The 20,232-nt window shown below is 72.6% G+C and carries 16 protein-coding genes; 13 read left to right on the top strand and 3 right to left on the bottom strand.

The features are described from left to right. Window position 1 precedes the first annotated feature (1 nt). Complete coding sequence (locus tag FB470_RS01980) at window positions 2-1,324, bottom strand: S8 family peptidase (protein ID WP_306988241.1); 1,323 nt, start codon at window positions 1,322-1,324, stop codon at window positions 2-4. A gap of 497 nt (window positions 1,325-1,821) precedes the next feature. On the opposite strand from FB470_RS01980, the gene FB470_RS01975 reads away from it, so the two are divergent. From FB470_RS01975 to proB, 5 genes are all read left to right on the top strand, one after another. Beyond that, window positions 1,822-5,496: an Rne/Rng family ribonuclease gene (locus FB470_RS01975; protein WP_306988239.1), complete on the top strand. Its 3,675-nt coding sequence runs from the start codon at window positions 1,822-1,824 to the stop codon at window positions 5,494-5,496. Between the two features lie 152 nt (window positions 5,497-5,648). Continuing rightward, window positions 5,649-5,963, top strand: coding sequence for a 50S ribosomal protein L21 (gene rplU / locus FB470_RS01970; RefSeq protein WP_017987730.1), 315 nt, complete (start codon window positions 5,649-5,651; stop codon window positions 5,961-5,963). A 15-nt stretch (window positions 5,964-5,978) separates the two neighbouring features. After that, window positions 5,979-6,236, top strand: coding sequence for a 50S ribosomal protein L27 (rpmA, locus tag FB470_RS01965; RefSeq protein ID WP_306988235.1), 258 nt, complete (start codon window positions 5,979-5,981; stop codon window positions 6,234-6,236). A 118-nt stretch (window positions 6,237-6,354) separates the two neighbouring features. Then, on the top strand, window positions 6,355-7,806 hold the full coding sequence (gene obgE, locus FB470_RS01960) for a GTPase ObgE (RefSeq protein WP_306988233.1): 1,452 nt from the start codon (window positions 6,355-6,357) through the stop codon (window positions 7,804-7,806). Further along, entirely contained in the window at window positions 7,803-8,912 is a 1,110-nt protein-coding gene (gene proB / locus FB470_RS01955) for a glutamate 5-kinase (protein ID WP_306988232.1), read from the top strand. The genes obgE and proB overlap by 4 nt, the downstream gene beginning before the upstream one ends. Here the strand turns inward: proB and FB470_RS01950 are convergent. After that, window positions 8,909-10,198, bottom strand: coding sequence for an MFS transporter (locus tag FB470_RS01950; protein ID WP_306988230.1), 1,290 nt, complete (start codon window positions 10,196-10,198; stop codon window positions 8,909-8,911). The two genes, proB and FB470_RS01950, sit on opposite strands and share 4 nt — an antisense overlap. A 749-nt stretch (window positions 10,199-10,947) precedes the next feature. Further along, window positions 10,948-13,053 (bottom strand): RecQ family ATP-dependent DNA helicase, encoded by a 2,106-nt coding sequence (locus FB470_RS01945; RefSeq protein WP_306988229.1) that lies wholly within the window; start codon window positions 13,051-13,053, stop codon window positions 10,948-10,950. 264 nt (window positions 13,054-13,317) lie between these two features. Between FB470_RS01945 and nadD the strand changes: the two genes are divergently transcribed. The 8 genes from nadD (at window position 13,318) to FB470_RS01905 (ending at window position 20,228) form a co-directional block, all read left to right on the top strand. Further along, on the top strand, window positions 13,318-13,911 hold the full coding sequence (nadD, locus tag FB470_RS01940; RefSeq protein WP_306988228.1) for a nicotinate-nucleotide adenylyltransferase: 594 nt from the start codon (window positions 13,318-13,320) through the stop codon (window positions 13,909-13,911). Window positions 13,912-13,983: 72 nt separating this feature from the next. Continuing rightward, the gene (gene rsfS / locus FB470_RS01935) at window positions 13,984-14,373 is read left to right on the top strand and encodes a ribosome silencing factor (RefSeq protein WP_306988226.1); all 390 of its coding nucleotides are present in this window, start codon (window positions 13,984-13,986) and stop codon (window positions 14,371-14,373) included. Continuing rightward, a complete protein-coding gene (locus FB470_RS01930; RefSeq protein WP_306988223.1) occupies window positions 14,370-14,981 on the top strand; it encodes a histidine phosphatase family protein in 612 nt (203 codons plus the stop codon). Before rsfS ends, FB470_RS01930 begins: the two co-directional genes overlap by 4 nt. 1 nt (window position 14,982) lies before the next feature. After that, a complete protein-coding gene (gene octT, locus FB470_RS01925; protein ID WP_306988222.1) occupies window positions 14,983-15,717 on the top strand; it encodes a diglucosylglycerate octanoyltransferase in 735 nt (244 codons plus the stop codon). 10 nt (window positions 15,718-15,727) lie between these two features. Then, window positions 15,728-16,600, top strand: a complete 873-nt coding sequence (locus tag FB470_RS01920) for a DegV family protein (RefSeq protein WP_306988220.1) — start codon at window positions 15,728-15,730, stop codon at window positions 16,598-16,600. A 68-nt stretch (window positions 16,601-16,668) separates the two neighbouring features. Further along, window positions 16,669-16,932, top strand: coding sequence for a hypothetical protein (locus FB470_RS01915; protein ID WP_306988218.1), 264 nt, complete (start codon window positions 16,669-16,671; stop codon window positions 16,930-16,932). Window positions 16,933-17,112: 180 nt separating this feature from the next. Further along, complete coding sequence (locus tag FB470_RS01910; protein ID WP_306988217.1) at window positions 17,113-17,868, top strand: ComEA family DNA-binding protein; 756 nt, start codon at window positions 17,113-17,115, stop codon at window positions 17,866-17,868. A 92-nt stretch (window positions 17,869-17,960) separates the two neighbouring features. Beyond that, on the top strand, window positions 17,961-20,228 hold the full coding sequence (locus tag FB470_RS01905) for a ComEC/Rec2 family competence protein (RefSeq protein WP_306999014.1): 2,268 nt from the start codon (window positions 17,961-17,963) through the stop codon (window positions 20,226-20,228). The last annotated feature ends 4 nt before the right edge of the window (window positions 20,229-20,232 follow it).

The following is a 20,232-nucleotide window of genomic DNA, read 5'->3' as shown; positions in this document are numbered from 1 at the left end:
CTCAACCGACGCGCACCAGTCCGTGCCCGTAGAACCCGTTGTACCCGGTGTACCCGGCGCAGAACGCGTCCTGCCGCCCGTCGCCGCTGAGGTCGTAGTCCGCGGGGCACGGCACCGGCAGCGCTCGGTCCTCCAGCGCCCGCCGCAGCTGTCGCGCCGTCGAGCCGGGTCGCTCGGCTGCCAGCACCGCCGCCGCGCCCGCCACGTGCGGCGCCGCCATCGAGGTGCCGCACAGCGTGTCGTACCCGCCCGGCGTCGTGGACAGCACGCACGTGTCACCGGCACCGCCGGGCGCCGTCAGGTCCACGACTCCGAGCCCGTAGGAGCTGTACCCGGCTTTGACCCCGTCCGGCCCGACCGCCGACACCGTGACGACGTCCCGCAGCGCCGCCGGCAGCGCGTCGCAGCCGGATCGCGGCGACGGCGTCAGGTCCAGCGCGTCGTTCGTCGCGGCCGCCACGTTCAGCGTTCCCCGCGTGGCCGAGTAGTCCACGGCCCGCTCGAGAGCTTCGCGCACCGCTTCGTGCGGTGAACCCGAGCAGGCCGGCCCCCACGTGTTGATCGCGTAGCTCGAGTTGGTGACCGCCATCCGGTGCTCGGCCGCCCACATCAGGCCGCACACGACGGCCTCCGGTGTGACGACCCCGCGGTCGTCGATCACCTTCACCGACGCGACCCGCGTGCCGGGCGCCACCCCGGTCGTGCCTCTGCCGTCGTCGGCCGCCGCGATGATCCCGGCCACGTGCGTGCCGTGCGCCGACGTCGTCGCCCGCCACGCCCGCTCGGAGGGGTCCGCGACACCGCCGACGCAGCTCGCCGACTCGTCGCGGTCCACCGCATCCGCCAGGTCCGGGTGGTCGGGGTCGATGCCGGAGTCCAGCACGCCGACCACCACGTCCGGACTGCCCTCGCCGGGTCCGCCGACCGCGGCCAGGTTCCACTGCTCGCCGCTGCGGTCCGCCCTCGACACCTCCGACGGCCCCGTCGCCGGCAGTGCCCGTCGCACCGACCGCGTGCCGGTGCGACGGTCGTTCTGCGCGCTGTACGTGCGCCCCGGACCCATCCGCGCGCCGAACCCGGCATCGGTGGAGGTGACCACCCCCACCCCGATCTGCGGGTAATACCCGGTCAGCTGCCCGCACGCCGCGCCGGCCTGCTCGCGCGCCGCGACCTCGGCGGTACCGGGATCGAAGACCACCAGGTGCCGCACGCTCCGTCCGCTGTCCGAACACGCCGGCTCCGGGTCCGCCGCCGCGGCCCGCGCCGGCGCCACGACCAGCGCGGCGCACGTGATCGCGACCAGTGACCGTCCCAAGGCGGGCAACGGGACCTCCAGCAGGGCGAACAGCGGCGGGGGCCGGCGATACTCAGCCGCACGCTAAGCCACCCGGGCGGTGCCGACAAGCGCCACGGGGAAGTTCCCCCGGCCGTGGTCACACCCCGGTTGGCACCGAGTACACCGCACCGGACGCACCGTGTGGGATACTCGACTTGGCTGCTTCCGCCGACACGTCCGCTACCTGCGGTCCATCCGGTGGGAGCGGTCCGGAGACAGGCCGGAAGAGCGCCAGGTCGTCGCCGCCAGGAACCACCTGGGTGGCTCGACGAGCGGCAGGCGGGCGGGAACCGCCGGCTCGGACGGCCCGTCACCGAGTGGACCTGCTGTCGGCGGGTGCCGGACCCCGGCACCGTCGTGGCGAGATGAGGCACAGGATTCCCGCTGGTGGTGACCACCCCGGCGGAACAGACAGGAAGGGCCCCTGTGCGGCCGCGTCCGCCAGCCCGCGTGGCTGGAGACGCGCCCGGGGGCGGAGGAGATGTATGTCGAACGCGGACACACCCGCCGAGAACACCGGCGGGAACACCGCCCTACCCGCAACCGGCCCGCTGGGCGAGTTGCCGCCCCGGGTCAGGGTTCACGCACTGGCGAAGCTGCTCGGCTCCAACAGCCGGGTCGTGCTCGCCAAGCTCACCGAACTGGGTGAGACCGCCCGCAGCGCGCAGTCGAGCGTGCCGCGTGAGGTCGCGGTCAAGGTCGCCGAGGCGCTCGCACCGGCGGAGGAGCAGGCCGCCGGCGAGGCGGCTGCGCCCGGGGCGGTCGCCCCCGCCGAGGACGCGGCGCGGGCCCCGGACACGGTGCCGGAGAGCACGCCGGAACCGGTCGTCGAGACCCCGGCCGAGCCGGAGGCGCCCGTCGCCCAGGCTTCCACCGAGCAGCCCGCCACCCAGGCGGCCGCCACCCAGGCCCCCGCCACCCAGGCGCGTGCCGGTCGGAAGGCCGCGGAGCGGGCCACCCAGGCCCCCGCCGAGCAGCCCGCCACCCAGGCGCGCGCCGGGCAGAAGGCCCCGGAGACTCCCGTCGAGAACGCCGCCGCCCAGGCTCCCGCTGGGCGGAAGGCCGCGGAGCCCGCCGCCCAGGCCTCGGCTGAACAGGCCGCCGCTCGAGCTGCGGCAAGCCAGCCGGCCGCGTCCGAGACGGCTGGCCAGGCGCCCGCCGACCAGCCCGCCGCCCGCAGCAAGGGCGAGCAGCAGCCCGCAGCGCGCGCCGGCCGGCCCTCGGCGAAGCCCGAGCTCAAGGCCGTCCCGCCGACCGCGGAGCCGGAGCCGGCCGCGGACCCGGCGGCCCCGCCGGAGCCCAAGCGCGCCGTCCACATGCCGGTCTTCGCGGCCCCGTCGCCGGTGTTCCTGCCGCCCGAGGCCACCGCCGCGGAGGAACCCGTCCGGGCCAAGCCGGCCGAGGAGCCCCAGCGCGACGAGGACGCCGACGACGCCGACGGCGAGGACGCCACCGGCCGCCGCCGCCGTCGTCGTGGCCGCCGCGGCCGTGGCCGGGGCAAGGGCGGCGACGAGAACGCCACCGAGACCACCGAGACCGACGAGGCCAAGCCGGCCGAGGAGACCGCCAGGGCCGAGGACGAGGACACCGCCGAGGAGGCGGAGCCCTCCGACGAGAGCGACGAGGGCGAGGGTTCGAGCCGCCGCCGTCGCCGCCGTCGCCGCCGCAAGGGCTCCGACGGTGACAACGCCGAGAACACCAACGACGACCCGCCGAACACCGTCGTCCACGTCCGCGAGACGAAGGCCGAGGAGAAGAGCACCAGCAGCTCGGACGGTGTCCGCAGCGTCCGCGGCTCGACGCGGCTGGAGGCCAAGCGCCAGCGCCGCCGCGACGGCCGCGAGGCGGGCCGCCGCCGCGCGCCGATCCTGTCCGAGGCCGAGTTCCTGGCCCGGCGTGAGTCGGTCGAGCGCACGATGGTCGTCGCCGAGCGCGGCGAGCACACCCAGATCGGCGTCCTCGAGGACGGCGTCCTGGTCGAGCACTTCGTGACCTCGCAGGGCAGCGGTTCGATCGTCGGCAACGTCTACCTGGGTCGCGTGCAGAACGTCCTGCCCTCGATGGAGGCCGCGTTCGTCGACATCGGCCGCGGTCGCAACGCCGTGCTGTACGCCGGTGAGGTCGACTGGGACGCCGCCGGACTGGAGGGCAAGTCCCGCAAGATCGAGCAGGCCCTGTCCACCGGCGACAACGTGCTGGTGCAGGTCACCAAGGACCCGGTCGGGCACAAGGGCGCCCGGCTGACCACCCAGATCTCCCTGCCCGGCCGCTTCCTGGTCTACATGCCCTCGGGCGGCGCGACCGGGATCTCCCGCAAGCTGCCGGAGAACGAGCGGCGGCGGCTCAAGGACATCCTCAAGCGGATCGTCCCCGAGGACGCGGGCGTGATCATCCGCACCGCCTCGGAGGGCATCAGCGAGGAGGAGCTGGAGCGCGACGTCCGGCGCCTGAAGGCGCAGTGGGAGGTCGTCAAGGAGAAGGCCGACTCCGCCGCGGGTGGGAAGAAGTCGTCCGCTCCGGTGATGCTCTACGAGGAGCCGGACCTGCTGGTCAAGGTGATCCGCGACCTGTTCACCGAGGACTTCGCGAAGCTGGAGGTCCAGGGCGACACGGCGTGGGAGACCATCCGCGCCTACGTCGAGCACGTCGCGCCGGACCTGACCCCGCGGCTCAAGCGCTACGTCGGCACCGGTGACGTGCTCGCCGAGCACCGCATCGACGAGCAGATCACCAAGGCGCTGGACCGCAAGGTGTGGCTGCCCTCGGGCGGGTACCTGGTGATCGACCGCACCGAGGCGATGACGGTCATCGACGTCAACACCGGCAAGTTCACCGGGTCGGGCGGCAACCTCGAGGAGACGGTCACCCGCAACAACCTCGAGTCGGCCGAGGAGATCGTCCGCCAGCTGCGGCTGCGCGACATCGGCGGCATCATCGTCATCGACTTCATCGACATGGTGCTGGAGTCCAACCGCGAGCTGGTGCTCAAGCGGCTCACCGAGTGCCTGGGCCGCGACCGCACCCGGCACCAGGTGGCGGAGGTCACGTCGCTGGGCCTGGTGCAGATGACCCGCAAGAAGATCGGCACGGGGCTGCTCGAGGCGTTCTCCACCACGTGTGAGCACTGCAAGGGCCGCGGCGTGATCGTCTCGACCGAGCCGGTGAAGTCCGGCAACGGCGGCGGCAACGGTCACCAGCACGGCGGTGGTGGCGGCGGTTCGCGCCGGTCCCGTGGCCGCGCGAAGGCGGAGGAGCAGCCGGCGGAGACGCCGAAGAGCCCCGAGCCGTCCCCGGTGCAGCGGGAGAGCACGATCTCGGCGGTCGAGGCGATGGCCAAGGCCGCGAAGATCGCCTCGACGAAGACCGAGGGTGACGAGAAACACGAGGCCGAGGCCGACAGCGGCGCTCTGGACGGCGCCGCCCCGGAAGCCGCTTCGCCGGCCGAAACCAAGGCTGAGGCCGCGGCTCCGGCCGCCCGGTCCGAGGGCACTGCCGCCGCGGACCGGTCGACGGCCGCTGCCGCCGTTCCCGCTGCTCAGCGCGAGGGCCGTACCTCGTCGACGCAGCCGGAGGCCGCCGGTCAGCCCGCGGGAGGTACCCCGTCGGGCCGGGCCGCGGCCGCTGAGCCTGCTGCCGGGTCTCCGGCCGCCGCGGCGGCTCCCGCCGGGGGCACCTCGTCGGCCCGGCCCGACACCGCTGCGCGCTCGCAGGATGCCGTTCCGGCGGACAACACCGCGCAGGCCGAGTCCGCGGCGCAGACCGGCACCGGCGAGCAGCCGGCGCCGGAGAAGTCCGGGGCGAAGCCGTCCCGGGCCCGCCGCGTCGCCCGCAGGCCCGCCGCGCCTCCCGAGCCCGCCACCTCGGCGGAGGTGGCCGCCCCGGCCACCAGTGCGACCGAGCAGGCTGCCAAGCCCGCTGAGCAGGCTGCCAAGCCCGCTGAGCAGGCTGCCAAGCCCGCTGAGCAGGCTGCTCAGCCCACTGAGCAGACCGCTCAGCCCGCGGAGCAGACCGCTCAGCCCGCGGAGCAGCCTGTTGAGGGCGCCGAGACCTCCCCGGAGGTCGACGTGCCCACCCCGGCCACCCGGACGACCCGCCGGCGCCCGCGCCGCGCGGCCTCCCGTCCGGCAGGCCCTCCGGTCCACGCGACGGACCAGAGCTGATGTTTGTGCGCCCCGGTGTCACCCGGCACCGGGGCGTCACGTAACCTGTAAGACGGCCCATCCCCGGATGGGCTATGGCGCGATCATCGGACCGCGGTAGAGCGGGACGTGGCGCAAGCCCTCACCCATTGTCGAGTAAGCAGGAGACTTCCGTGTCGGCGTACGCGATCGTCAAGACCGGCGGCAAGCAGTACAAGGTGGCCGTCGGCGACGTCGTCGAGGTCGAGAAGCTCGAGGGCAAGCCGGGCACCGAGCACTCTTTCCCCGCCGTGCTGTACGTCGACGGCAGCGATGTCACGGCGGATGCCGAAGCACTCGCGAAGATCTCGGTCACCGGCAAGGTCGTCGAGCAGACCAAGGGTCCCAAGATCCGCATCCACAAGTTCAAGAACAAGACCGGGTACCACAAGCGGCAGGGTCACCGTCAGAAGCTGACCCGCGTCGAGGTCACCGGAATCACGAAGTAAGGAGCCCCAGGAGCCATGGCACACAAGAAGGGTGCGTCCAGCTCCCGCAACGGGCGCGACTCCAACCCCCAGTACCTCGGCGTGAAGCGCTTCGGCGGTCAGAACGTCAACGCCGGTGAGATCCTGGTCCGCCAGCGCGGCACCAAGTTCCACCCCGGCCTGAACGTGGGCCGCGGCGGCGATGACACGCTGTTCGCCCTGTCCGCGGGCACCGTGGAGTTCGGCTCGAAGCGCGGTCGCAAGACGGTCAACATCGTCCCGGTCGAGGCCTGAGGGTCCGGCGAGACAACCCAGCACCTTCAGCGAGGGGCGGGCCCGGAACACATCCGGTCCCGCCCCTTGTTGCTGAAAGTGGCTGTATCCCTCCGAACCAACGAGAAGAGGCTTCACGATGGCGTCCCGGTTCGTTGACCGCGCGGTGATCCACGTCGCCGCGGGCGACGGCGGGCACGGCTGTGCCTCGATCCACCGCGAGAAGTTCAAGCCGCTCGGCGGCCCCGACGGGGGCAACGGCGGCAACGGCGGCGACGTCCGGCTCGTCGTCGACCCGAACGTGCACACGCTGCTCGACTTCCACTTCCACCCGCACGCCAAGGCCACCAACGGCCGCCAGGGGCAGGGAAGCAATCGCGCCGGCGCGGCCGGCGAGACCCTGGAACTGAAGGTGCCCGACGGCACGGTCGTGATGACCGAGGACGGCGAGGTCCTGGCGGACCTGGTCGGCCCGGGCACCACGTTCGTCGCCGCGCAGGGCGGCCGGGGCGGCCTCGGCAACGCGGCCCTGGCGTCCAAGGCCCGCAAGGCGCCCGGTTTCGCCCTGCTCGGCGAGCCCGGTGAGCAGCGCAGCCTGGTGCTGGAGCTGCGCTCGGTCGCCGACGCGGGCCTGCTCGGCTTCCCGTCCGCGGGCAAGTCGTCGCTGATCTCGGTGCTGTCCGCGGCCAAGCCGAAGATCGCCGACTACCCGTTCACGACGCTGGTGCCGAACCTCGGCGTGGTCAACGCGGGCGACACCGTCTTCACGATGGCCGACGTGCCCGGCCTCATCCCCGGTGCGAGCGAGGGCAAGGGCCTCGGGCTCGACTTCCTGCGCCACATCGAGCGGTGCGCGGTGCTGGTGCACGTCGTCGACTGCGCCACCTTCGAACCGGGTCGCGACCCGGTGTCCGATGTGGACGCCCTGGAGGCCGAGCTGGCCCGCTACACGCCCGCGCTGGGCGAGGAGCTGGACGAGCGGCCGCGCGTGGTGGTGCTCAACAAGATCGACGTCCCGGACGCCGCCGAGCTGGCGGAGATGGTGCGGCCCGAGTTCGAGGCACGCGGACTGCCGGTGTTCGAGGTGTCCACCGTGACGCGCCAGGGCCTGCGGGAGCTGACGTTCGCGCTGGCCAGAGAGGTCGAGAAGTACCGGGCCGCACAGCCGGTGGCCGAGCCGACGCGGATCGTGCTGCGCCCGGTGGCGGTCGACGACTCCGGGTTCACCATCGAGGAGGACCCCGAGGAGCCGGGCGGCTTCATCGTGCGCGGCGCCCGCCCCGAGCGGTGGATCCGGCAGACCGACTTCGGCAACGACGAGGCCGTGGGGTACCTCGCCGACCGGCTCAACCGGCTGGGCGTCGAGGACGCGCTGGCCAAGCGCGGCGCCGAGCCGGGCTGCCCGGTGACCATCGGCGACATCACGTTCGAGTGGGAGCCGTCGACGCCGGGCGTGGCGGCGCACATGACCGGCCGGGGCACCGATGCCCGGCTGGAGCAGACCAACCGGGTGTCGGCGGCCGAGCGCAAGGAGGCCCGCCGCATCCGCCGGGACGGGCCCGACGAGCCCGAGGACGCGGAAGCGCGATGAGCGTCGCCCGGAAAGCCGTCGCGGCGGCCGAACGGCTGGTGGTGAAGGTCGGTTCGTCGGCACTGACGACCACCGGTGACGGGCTCGACGTGACGCGCCTGAACGCGCTGGTCGACGCGATCGCGACGCGCATCGCGGCGGGCAGCCAGATCGTGCTGGTGTCGTCGGGCGCGATCGGCGCCGGGCTGGCGCCGCTCGCCCTGGGCAAACGGCCGCGCGACCTGGCGACGCAGCAGGCCGCGGCCAGTGTCGGCCAGCTGCAGTTGGCGCACGCCTACGCGGAGTCGTTCGGGCGGTACTCGCTGACGGTCGGTCAGGTGCTGTTGACCTCCGACGACGTGGTGCGGCGCGCGCACTACCGCAACGCGCAGCGCACGTTCTCCCGGCTGCTCGCGCTGGGCGCGGTGCCGGTGGTGAACGAGAACGACACGGTCGCCACCGAGGAGATCAAGTTCGGCGACAACGACCGGCTCGCGGCGCTGGTGGCGCACCTGATCGGCGCGGACGCGCTCGTGTTGCTGTCCGATGTGGACGGCCTGTACGACGGGGACCCGCGTTCGGGGGCGACGAGCAAGATCGCCGAGGTGACCGGCCCGGCGGATCTGGAGGGCATCGCCGTCGGCATGTCCAGTTCGGGCCTGGGCACGGGTGGCATGGTGTCCAAGCTCGCGGCGGCGCGCACCGCGGCTTCGGCGGGTATCCCGGTGTTGCTGGCCGCGGCGTCGGAGGCCGCGCGTGCGTTGTCCACGGCCGAGGTGGGCACGGCGTTCCGCCCGGCCGAGTCCCGGTTGTCCGCGCGCCGGTTCTGGCTCGGTTACGCGGCCGGGACGCGGGGTCGTCTGCATCTCGACGACGGCGCGGTGGCCGCGGTCGTGCGCCGTCGGCGGTCGCTGCTCGCCGCGGGGATCACCGGTGTGGACGGTGATTTCGAGGCGGGCGACGTCGTCGAGCTCGTGGACCCGGCGCAGCGGGTGGTGGCGCGCGGCGTGGTGGCGTTCGACGCCGGGGAGTTGCCGGAGTTGATCGGCCGGTCGAGCCACGAGCTGCCGGAGGAGCAGCGCCGCGAGGTCGTGCACGCTGACGATCTGGTGCCGTTCCGGCGTTAGCGCAGCTCGCTGCCTTTGGTTTCGGGCAGGGTGAGCAGCACGAGGAAGGCGATGACCGCGCCGGCGGCGACGTACCAGAAGAACAGGATCGACGCGCCCGCCGCCGACAGCGCGCTGATGACCAGCGGTGCGGTGCCGCCGAAGATGGCGACGGTGAGGTTGTACCAGGCGCCGATGCCGAGGCCGCGGAGTTCGGTGGGGAAGAGTTCGCTCATGATCGCGGGGGCGAGGCTGGACAGGGCCGCGTAGAGCCCGAGGCCGACGCAGAAGACGACGAGCAGGTTGCCCAGTCCGGGCTTGACCAGTGTGGACAGTGGCACGATGAGGATCGCGGTGGCCGCGGACCAGCCGAAGAGCTGGGGTTTGCGCCCGATGCGGTCGGCGAGCGCGCCGTAGGGGTACTGCAGGGCGACGAACAGTGCGGTTCCGACGGAGAGCGCGAGGAAGACGTCGACGTCGTCGGCGTGGCGGGTCTTGACCGCGAACGGCGTGAGGGCGCTGAAGAACGTGTAGTAGCACAACGTGGACAGCATGGTGATGCCGACGAGCTGTCCGACTGCCTTGGGGTGTTCGCGCAGGGTGGTCAGCAGCGGGCGGCGGACTTTCCGGGCGCGCGTCTTGTTCTGTTCGAACTGTTCGGTCTCGGAGAGGCTGCGGCGCAGCCACAGGCCGATGAGGCCGAGGATGCCGCCGAGGAGGAACGGGATGCGCCAGCCGTAGGAGCTCATGGTGGCCTTGTCCATGGTGCGGGCGAGGACGAACCCGAGCACGGAGGCGAGCAGCACCGCGGAGCCGGTCGAGATGTAGAAGAACGACGAGTAGCGGCCGCGCCATTTCGGTGGGGCGATCTCGCCGAGGTAGGCGGAGGCGTTGGAGACCTCGCCCCCGAGCGAGAGGCCCTGCGCCACGCGGGCGAGGAGCAGCAGGATCGGGGCGAGCCATCCGACCTGGTGGAACGTCGGCAGGATCGCGATGACCACGGAGCCGCCGGCCATGAGGCTGATGGTGAGGATCATGGCCGGTTTGCGGCCGCGCACGTCGGCGAACCGGCCGAGGAGGAGACCACCGAGGGGCCGGAAGAAGAAGGCGAGCGCGTAGGTGGCGAAGGTGTTGATCTGGGCGAGCACGTCGTTCCCGGAGGGGAAGAACGCCGTGGCGAAGTAGATGCTGAACGTCGCGTAGATCGTCCAGTCGAACCACTCGAGCGCGTTGCCCACGCTGGCCGCGAACAGCTTCCGCACGGGCAGGCGGTGCCGGACCTGGGAGCTCACCTTCGATTCGACCATGGCATAACCTCCACGTTCACCCGATCGAGTGGGACAATGCCACACGTCGCTCAGGACCGAAAGATTACTTTCGTCCGGGAGTAGCTGACCTGCGACTTTGGGTAGCGCTCCCGTACCGCGCCGGCCGCCTGTCGCGGCGCCCGGCGCCCCGCACGGCACCCGCCACGCCCTTCGGCTGCGCCGGTGCCGCCCGCGCTGCGGTCGGCACCAGCGCAGCGAGTGCGTGTGCGTTGTGGCGACCAGCCGCATTGACGCCATGCCTCCCTCGGCCGCGCCGGCGCCCCGCGCCGCCAGCCGCACCACCCCACGTCCCGCACTCGCCGGGAGTCACGGTCCTTCCGTCGCGGCCGTGCAGCCGTGCTGTTGCGCCAGCACCCACGGGGAACCGCGGCCTCGGCTGTGGCTGCGCCGCCGCACGAGGACGCCACCCGCCGAGAGCCACGCCGCCCTCCACCGCACACGAGCTTCCCTCCGTCGGCCGCCCGCCCGGGCTTCGGCCACGCAGCCCCGCCCGGGCTTCGGCTGCGCCGCCCCGGCTTCGGCCCCCCGGCCGGGCTTCGGCCACGTTGCCCCGGTTTCGGCCGCCCGCTGGGCTTGGGCCGCGCCGCGTGGTCTTAGGCTGCGCCGCCTCGGCTTCGGCCGCCCGCCCGGCCTTGGGCCACGCCGCCCGGCCTTGGGCGGCGCCGTCTGCCCCGCCCTCCGCACCGATTCCGCGCAGCGGCGCTCAATCGGTCATCCCATCACCCGCCTCAGCTCGTGCTCGCCAGGGCGAATGGCAGCACCGCCGGCGCCCCGCTCTGCCGGAGGAGCCGGGCGGCCAGCGTCAGTGTCCAGCCGGTGTCCACGAGATCGTCCACAAGCAACACCGGTCCCTCCACACCGGACAACTCCGCGGCCAGTTCTCCAGGCACGGCAAGCGAGTGCCAGAGATCCGCCACCCGCTGCGCGCTGTTCGCTCGCCGCGGACGTCCACCCCGGCTTTCCAGCGCGCCGAGGAAGCGCAGCCTGCCGATCTGCGCCAGGCGGGTGGCGAGGTCGTGCACCAGCCGGGGCCGGGTAGCCGAGGGCAGAGCCACCACCGCCACCGGTCGTTGCGACCATTCCCACGCCGCCAGAACCTGGACGCACGCCTGGAAGACCGGTTCGGGCACTTCGCCGTCCGCCGCTCGCTCGCCGACCAGCTCGCGCAGCCGGCCGCCCCACCCGACGTCCGTGAGTCGGCCGAGCGTGCGACCCGGCTCGGCGAGTTCGCCCTTCACGATGCGCCCGGACAGGGGCACGTCGAGCGTCCCCATGCCGGTGGGCCACTGGCGTCGCGGGCTCACCTCAACGCCTGGCCGTCGAAGCCGTTCGTCGGTCTTCTCGACGGCCTCGGCCGACACCGTGACGTCCCGGTGCTCGCCCGTGCAGTTGTCGCACCGGCCGCACGGCTCGGCGTACGGGTCGTCGAGCTGCCGGCGCAGGAACTCCATCCGGCACGACGTGGTCGCCTGGTACTCCAGCATCGCCTGCTGCTCGGCCCGCCGCGCCTGGGCCACCCGCTCGTACCGTTCGCGGTCGTAGGCCCAGTCCTGCCCGGTCGACTCCCAGCCGCCCTTGACCCGCCGCACCGCGCCATCCACGTCGAGCACCTTGAGCACCATCTCGAGGCGCGACCGGGACAGCTCGACCATCGGCTCCAGCGCCGCCGTCGACAGCGGCCGGTCGGCGTAGGCGAGCGCGTTGAGCACCTGGTTCACCCGCTGTTCGTCGGGGAAGGCCAATGATCCGAAGTAGCGCCAGATCTCGGCGTCCTCTTCGCCCGGCAGGAGGATCACCTCGGCCCGGCGCACGCCACGCCCGGCACGGCCCACCTGCTGGTAGTAGGCGATCGGCGAGGACGGCGCCCCGACGTGCACGACGAACCCGAGGTCGGGTTTGTCGAAGCCCATGCCCAGCGCCGAGGTCGCCACCAGAGCCTTGACGCGGTTGGCCAGGAGGTCGTCCTCGGCCGCCTCGCGCTCGGCCGGTTCGGTCTTGCCCGTGTAGGCCGTCACCGGAAAACCGCGCTCCCGCAGCATTTCCGCGATGTCGTGGGCTGCCGCGACGGTCAGCGTGTAGATGATTCCGGACCCGGGCAGCTCACCGAGGCGGTCGGCCAGCCACGCCAGCCGCGCCTGTGCCGTGGGCAGCTTCGCGACCGACAGGTGCAGGCTTTCGCGGTCGAGCGGGCCGCGCAGCACGAGCGTGTCACCGCCCTGGCCGAGCCCCAGCTGATCCGCGACGTCGGTGACCACCCGGTCGTTCGCGGTCGCGGTGGTGGCCAGGACCGGCACGCCGTCGGGCAGCCCGGCCAGGAGCGTGCGCAGCCGCCGGTAGTCGGGCCGGAAGTCGTGGCCCCAGTCCGAGATGCAGTGCGCCTCGTCGACGACCAGCAGGCCGGCCGTGGCAGTCAGCTTGGGCAGCACCGTGTCGCGGAAGTCCGGGTTGTTGAGCCGTTCCGGGCTCACCAGCAGCACGTCGATCTCCCCGGAGGCGATGCGCGCCTGCACGTCGTCCCACTCCTGCGGGTTCGCCGAGTTCATCGTGGCCGCGTGGATGCCGGCGCGCCCGGCCGCCGCGATCTGGTTGCGCATCAACGCCAGCAGCGGCGAGATGATGACCGTCGGACCGCCCCCGCGCTCGCGCAGCAGGGCGGTGGCCAGGAAGTAGACCGCCGATTTGCCCCACCCGGTGCGCTGCACGACGAGGGCACGCCTGCGGTGCGCGACCAGGGCTTCGATGGCGGTCCACTGGTCGTCGCGCAGGGTAGCGCCGTCTCCGGCCAGTGCCCGGAGCAGCGTCTCGGCTCGTTCGCGCAAGAGGTGAAGGTCCACGCGACCACGTCTACCCCACGGCGCCGACGAAACCGAGCCGGATAGCGCACGAACGGTCCAGTCGTGAAGTAATGTGACGTACAACACAGCGAATAACCGCATCAGGACACCCGTTCGGCCGAGTCTCCTCGGTGTCGGGGTCCTCGCGCGGGTTCGCCGGCGCCTCCGGAGGTTCCCCTCGAACCGCCGGCGGAGCGAGGCGCGCGGGCGCTGTTACCGGGGAGCGGGGCAGTGCCCGCGCACTCGCGCTTCTACGATCCGTTCATGTCACCACGCCGAATCGGGGTCATGGGCGGCACGTTCGACCCCGTCCACCACGGCCACCTCGTCGCGGCCAGCGAGGTGCAGGCCCGGTTCGACCTCGACGAAGTGATCTTCGTGCCGACCGGCCAGCCGTGGCAGAAGTCCGCCAGGCAGGTCACCCGCGCCGAGGACCGCTACCTCATGACGGTCATCGCCACCGCCTCCAACCCGGTCTTCTCCGTCAGCCGGGTGGACATCGACCGCGGCGGCGAGACCTACACCGTCGACACACTGCGTGACCTGAAGGCCGAGTTCCCCGACGACGAGCTCTTCTTCATCACCGGGGCGGACGCCCTGGAGCAGATCCTGACCTGGCACAACGCTGACGAGCTGTTCACCCTCGCGCACTTCATCGGTGTCACCCGCCCGGGTTACCGTCTCAACGACCACCACCTGCCCAGCGGCAAGGTGAGCCTGGTCGAGGTCACCGCGATGGCCATCTCGTCCACGGGCTGCCGCACGCGCGTCGAGCAGAACGAACCGATCTGGTACCTGGTGCCCGACGGTGTGGTCCGGTACATCGACAAGCGCGGGTTGTACCGCAAGCCGGCCTGACACGCCGCCGGGGTTGTCGGTGGCGGCAGGTACCCTCGGTTGACCGACGGTCCGAGGTGAGGGAGCTCAGGAGTGGCAGCGACGGCGCAGGCACGAGACATCGCGACCGTGGCGGCCTACGCCGCTGCGGACAAGAAGGCCACCGACGTGGTGGTGCTGGACGTCTCCGAGCAGCTCGTCATCACCGACGTGTTCGTCATCGCCTCGGCGCCCAACGAGCGGCAGGTCGGGGCCATCGTCGACAACGTCGAGGAGAAGCTGCGCGAGGCCGGGCACCAGCCGGTTCGCCGCGAGGGGGCGCGCGAGGGCCGCTGGGTGCTGCTCGACTTCGTCGACGTCGTGGTGCACGTCCAGCACGACGAGGAGCGCTCGTTCTACGGGATCGAGCGGCTGTGGAAGGACTGCCCGCGGATCGAGGTCGACGGGCTCGCCGAGGCGGTCGACGCGGGGGACGCCTCGTGAGTTTCCGGCGCCTCGTGCTGTGGCGTCACGGGGAGACCGACTACAACGCCGCGGGGCGCATGCAGGGTCACCTGGACTCGGCGCTCACCGAGGTGGGCTGGAACCAGGCCCGGTTCGCCGCACCCGCACTCGCCCGTTTCGAGCCCGACCTGGTCATTTCGTCCGACCTGCACCGGGCGATGGATACCGCGACCGTGCTGACCGAGGCGATCGGCGTACCGCTGCGCATCGACAAGCGGCTGCGGGAGACGCACCTCGGCGAATGGCAGGGCCTGACCGGCGCCGAGGTCGACGAGGGCTGGCCCGGTGACAGGGCCATCTGGCGCGTCGACGCGACGTGGGCGCCCCCGGGCGGCGAGTCGCGGGTGGACGTGGCCGAACGCGCGTCCGAGGTCGTCAACGACCTGCTGGCGAGCGACGAGCCGGGCGAGACCGTGCTGCTGGCCGCACACGGCGGGTTGATCACGGCGCTCACCGGGAAGCTGCTGAACCTTCCGGTCGAGGCGTGGCCGCAGCTGGGCGGCATCGGCAACTGCCACTGGGTCGATCTCGGCCTGCGCGACGGCCACTGGCGGCTGCACGCCTACAACGCCGGAATGCTCGGCTGAGATGCCGAAACTGCTGGTCTTCGGGGACTCGCTGAGTTTCCAGGGTCCGCAAAACCCGTGCGCGGCGGATGAGCCGCGCCTGTGGCCGAACATCGCGGCCGAAGCGCTGGGCGGCAGCGCCGACCTCGTAGCGTCCGCGGGCTGGACGGCGCGCGACGCGTGGTGGTCGATGATCGGCGACCCGCGGGTGTGGGCCGATCTGAAGCATGCCGACGTCGTGGTGCTGGCCGTCGGGAGCATGGACACGTTGCCGTCGCCCTTGCCGACCTACCTGCGGGGCGGTTTGCGGTACCTGCGGCCCGCGGGGCTCCGCCGCACCGTGCGGAAGGCGTACCTGGCAGCCCAGCCGCGTCTCGCCGTCGCCCTGCGGGGCAGACCACGCGTGCTGCCGGCCAAGCTGACCGTCCACTACCTCGACCGCGCGGTCTACGCCCTGCGCATCCTGCGGCCGGAGATGCCCGTCGTGGCGGTCCTGCCGAGCGTCCACCGAGCCACGTCCTACGGCAACGTCCACACCGGCCGTGAGGAGACCGCGGCCGCGATAGCCGCGTGGTCGCGGCGCGTGGACGTGCCGCTGCTGAACCTGGCCGAGGTGGTGGGAGAGCACGTGCTCAGCGGCCGTGGCAACCCCGACGGCATGCACTGGGGGTGGGAAGGGCACGCGCTCGTGGGCAAGGCGATGGCCGCGTTGATCGGACCACTCCTGGTCCCCGGCGAACAGACCACGGGCACGTAGGCTGACGGTCGTGCCGGTCGCCGTCATCACGGATTCCACCGCCCATCTGCCCGAGGGCTTCGCCGACCGCTACGCCCTGCGCGTCGTGCCGCTGCACGTCCTCATCGACGGTGTCGCTGCCCTGGACGGGGTCGACGTGGGGCCGGCCGCGCTGGCCGAGGCGTTGAGTCAGCGCCGTATCGTCACCACGTCCCGGCCGACGCCCGGCGCGTTCGCCACGGCCTACCGTGAGGCGCTGGACGCGGGTGCGGACTCGGTCGTGTCCGTCCACCTGTCCAGCGAGATCTCGGGCACGTGGGAGTCGGCGGTCCTCGCGGCGCAGGAGGTGGGCCCGGAGCGGGTGCGGGTCGTGGATTCGCGGGGGACGGCGATGGGCCTCGGTTTCGCGGCCCTGCACGCGGCCAGAGCGGCGTCGGCCGGAGCGTCACCCGAAGAGGTCGAGGCGGCCGCGACGGCGGCGGTGCGTTGTTCCGAGACGCTGTTCGTGGTCGAGACCTTGGAGTACCTGCGCCGAGGTGGGCGCATCGGCGCGGCGGCGGCCCTGCTGGGCACCGCGCTGGCCATGAAACCGGTGCTCCACCTGGACGACGGCAGGATCAAGCCGCTGGAGAAGGTGCGCACCATGAACCGCGCCATCGCGCGACTGGTGGAGCTCGCGGAGGAAGCGGGGCACGGCGAGCCGGTGGAAGTCGCTGTGCACCACCTCGCGTCGCCCCAGCGCGCCGTGGAGCTGGCGAACCGCATCGAGGAGCGGCTCAACGTCACCGAGGGCTGCGTCGTCTCCGAGCTGGGCGCGGTGATCGGCGCGCACACCGGGCCGGGCGTGGTGGGCGTTGTGGTGCAACGGGATCCAGGCGGTCCGGGCGCCGTTTCGAGAGCCTGAGCAGCGCCGAAAACAGCAAGGCGACGACGAGCAGCGCCACGCAGGCGGCGAGCGCGATCATCAGGACAGTGGGCACCCGATCGGTGCTGTACCCGTCCGCCCAGGAGCACATCGACCGCGGCGGCAGCAAACCCTCGTCGAGAGCGGTGAAGCGCGGCAGCCCGGCGTCGTCGGGCACGCCGAACCGTTCCTGCGTGCACGTGTGGTACGGGTTCTCGAGCCGTGCGACGTTCAGCACCGCGAGCAGGTACAACACCGGCACGAGGACCACGCACACCCGCGTGATCCGGGACCACGTCCGCGTCTCGAGAATCGTCCGCACGGCCTGGTAGACGCGCGAGGGATGGTGCAGTTCCGCCGATCCGCGGCGAACCTTCCAGTTTGACACGGGCGACCGACAGAAACCCGTGCAGCCGCGTCAGAACGCGGCACTTGTCCACAGACCCCCACTTGTCCACAGCCCCGCCGATTCCCGCTTCTCCCTCCTCCTCATGCCCCCTAGCGTCGAATGCGTGTTCGAACGATCAGCCCCGGAAGCGCCGGGAATCCCCGTCAACCGCCGGCTTGAGAAGCTCGCCGATCAGGCCCTCGCGGCCGATCGCGACAGCGGGCCGCCGGGCGCGGTCGGCCGCCTGGTCGAACGCTGGGTCCCGGCCTCGCTCACCAGCAGTCCGCAGCGGCGGCGCCTGACGACTGTTCTGCTCGCCCTCGCGGCGGTCCTCGTCCTCGTCGGCACATCGATCGTCCTGCTGGGCGGCGGGCCGCCGGTCGAACGCGCCCCGGTCCTGCCCGCGGCACCGGAGCGGCCGGCGCCCGCCAGTGTGTCGGCGAGCCGCGTCGCCGACAGCTCGCTGGTGATCAGTGTGGTCGGCAAGGTACGCACTCCAGGTCTCGTCACGGTCGCGGCGGGGTCGCGGGTGGCGGACGCGCTGCGCGCGGCGGGCGGCGCGATCGAGGGCACCGACGTCACCGCGCTCAACCTCGCCCGGAAACTCGCCGACGGCGAGCAGATCTACGTCGGTGTCCCGCCTCCGCCCGGGGTGCCGCAGCCGGCCACGAGCAGCGCCACTTCGGCTCTGGTCGATCTGAACACGGCGACGGCGGAACAGCTCGATGCGCTGCCGGGCATCGGCGAGGTCACCGCCCAGCGCATCGTCGACTGGCGCACCAAGAACGGCGGTTTCCGGTCGGTGGACCAGCTGCGCGAGGTCGAGGGCATCGGTGAGACGCGGCTGTCTCGTTTGCGCGAGCAGGTGACGGTGTCGTGATCACCGGCGTGGAACCCGTGGTGCGGCACGACTTCCGACTGGTTCCGGCCGCGTTGTCGTTGTGGCTCGGGGCATTGCTCGGACTGCTCTGGATGTGGTGGATGCCCGCGGTCTGTGGTGCGGCCGCGGTGGTGGTGTCCGTGCTGTTGTTGATCAGACTGCGACGGGGTGGCTCACGCTGGTGGGCGGGCGCGGTGGCGTTGCTTGTGGCCGGCCTGTTGCTGACCGGCCCCCTGGCCCTGCGGTTCGGCCGTGCGGAGCACGACCCGTTGCGCGCCCTGGCCGATCAGGGAAGGGAGGTGGCGCTGCGGATGCTCGTGACGGAACGGCCGAAGCCGATCCGCTCCGCGGGGTACGCCGATCAGCAGGCCGGGCCACGATCAGTCGTCGTCGCAGGCGAGGTCCTGCACGCCGAACAGGACGGCCGGGCGGTCCTCACGTCCGGACGCGTGGTGCTGCTGGCACCCTTCGCCTCCTGGAACGGGATCGTTCCGGGCCAGGAGGTGATGGCCACCGGCGAACTGGCCCCGCCACGGGATGCCGATCTGACGGTGGCTGCGGTGTACGTGCGCGGGCCGCCGTCCGGCGCGACCGTTGCCCCGTGGTGGCAGCGTGCCGCCGAGTCGATGCGGGCGGCGCTGCGCCGGGCTTGCGCGGTTCTCCCCGAGGAGCAGGCCGGTCTGGTGCCGGGTCTGGTCGTGGGTGACACCAGCGGTCTGTCCGAACGGCTCGACCGCGAGTTCACCGACGCCGGGCTGACACACCTGATGGCGGTCAGCGGCTCCAACGTGGCCATCGTGTGCGGCGCGGTCCTGCTGTTGTTGCGGCTGCTGCGCGCGGGGCCGCGGCTGTCGGCGGTGCTGGCCGGAGTGGCACTGGCCGGGTTCGTGATCCTGGCCGGCGGGGAGCCCAGTGTCCTGCGTGCCGGGGTGATGGGCGGCATCGCGCTGCTCGCCCTCGCGCTGGGACGACAACGGTCCGTCGTGCCGGCCCTGGCCGGCGCGGTGTGCGTGCTGGTGGCGTGGGACCCGGCGATGGCCGTCAGCTTCGGTTTCGCGCTCTCGGTGATCGCCACCGCCGGGCTGGTGCTACTGGCGCCGCGGTGGGCGGAAGTGCTCCAGCGGCGCGGGCTGCCGCCGGGCTTCGCGGAGGGCCTCGCGGTACCGGCGGCGGCGTTCGTCGTGACCGCGCCGGTGGTGGCCGGGATGGCCGGGCAGTTGAGCATCGTCAGCGTGGCGGCGAACGTGCTCGCCGCTCCGGTGGTCGCCCCGGCGACCGTGTTCGGGGTGCTCGCCACGGTGGTCGCGGGTGTCTGGCCGACTGGTGGCGAGCTGGTCGTGCGGTTGGCCGGGCCTGAGGCGGGGTGGCTGATCCTCGTCGCCCGGCGGGCGTCGGAGGTGCCTGGAGCGGTGTTGCCCTGGCCCGGCGGGTGGTGGGGTGGGGCGCTTGCCCTGGCGGTCGCGGTCGCTGTGGTGCTGGCTCTGCGGCGACGACGGCTACGGGTGCTGCTGGCGCTGGTGCTGGCCGGGGTGCTACTGCTCGTCGTTCCGGGCCGGGTCATCACGCCCGGGTGGCCGCCGCCGGGCTGGGCCGTGGTCGCGTGCGACGTCGGTCAGGGTGACAGCCTCGTCCTGGCCACCGGCGAGCCGAAACGGGCGATCGTGGTGGACACCGGGCCCGAGCCGGGGCCGGTGGACCGGTGCCTGGACAGGCTGGGCGTCGACCGGGTGCCGTTGGTGGTCCTGAGCCACCTGCACGCCGACCACATCGGCGGGCTGGAATCGGTGTTCGAGGGACGCGCCGTCGGCGGGATCGCCGTCGGACCGGGCCGCCGCCCGGACTGGGCCTGGCGGCAGGCCGGCCAGATCGCCGCGCGCCACGGAGTCCCGTTGCTGGAACTGGAAGCCGGGCGCCGGCTGGAGTGGCCGTCGCTGAGCCTCGAAGTGCTGGGGCCGGCCTTTGTGTCCGAAGAGGAGGATGACAACGACGACGGCACGCAGATCAACAACAGCTCGGTCGTACTACGGGCGCGGACACCGGCGGGCAGTGTGCTGCTGACCGGTGACGTCGAACTCGCGGCGCAGTCCGACCTGCTGGCCGCGGGAGCCGATCTGCACGCGGACATCCTGAAGGTGCCGCACCACGGGTCGAGGTTCTCGCTGCCCCAGTTCCTGGCCGCGGTGTCGGCGCGGCTGGCGCTGGTCAGCGTCGGTTCGGGCAACCGGTACGGCCACCCGAACCGCACGACACTCGACACCCTGACCGCGGACGGCGCGCTCGTCGCCCGCACGGACACCGACGGCGACACCGCGGTGATCCCGGACCAGACCGGCCCCGCACTGGTGCGCCGGGGAAAGTGAGGTG

The organism is Amycolatopsis thermophila (genome assembly GCF_030814215.1).
GTDB classification, from domain to species: Bacteria; Actinomycetota; Actinomycetes; order Mycobacteriales; family Pseudonocardiaceae; genus Amycolatopsis_E; species Amycolatopsis_E thermophila.
Note: the sequence above shows the minus strand (reverse complement) of the source record. Positions and strands in the feature narration are given on the sequence as shown.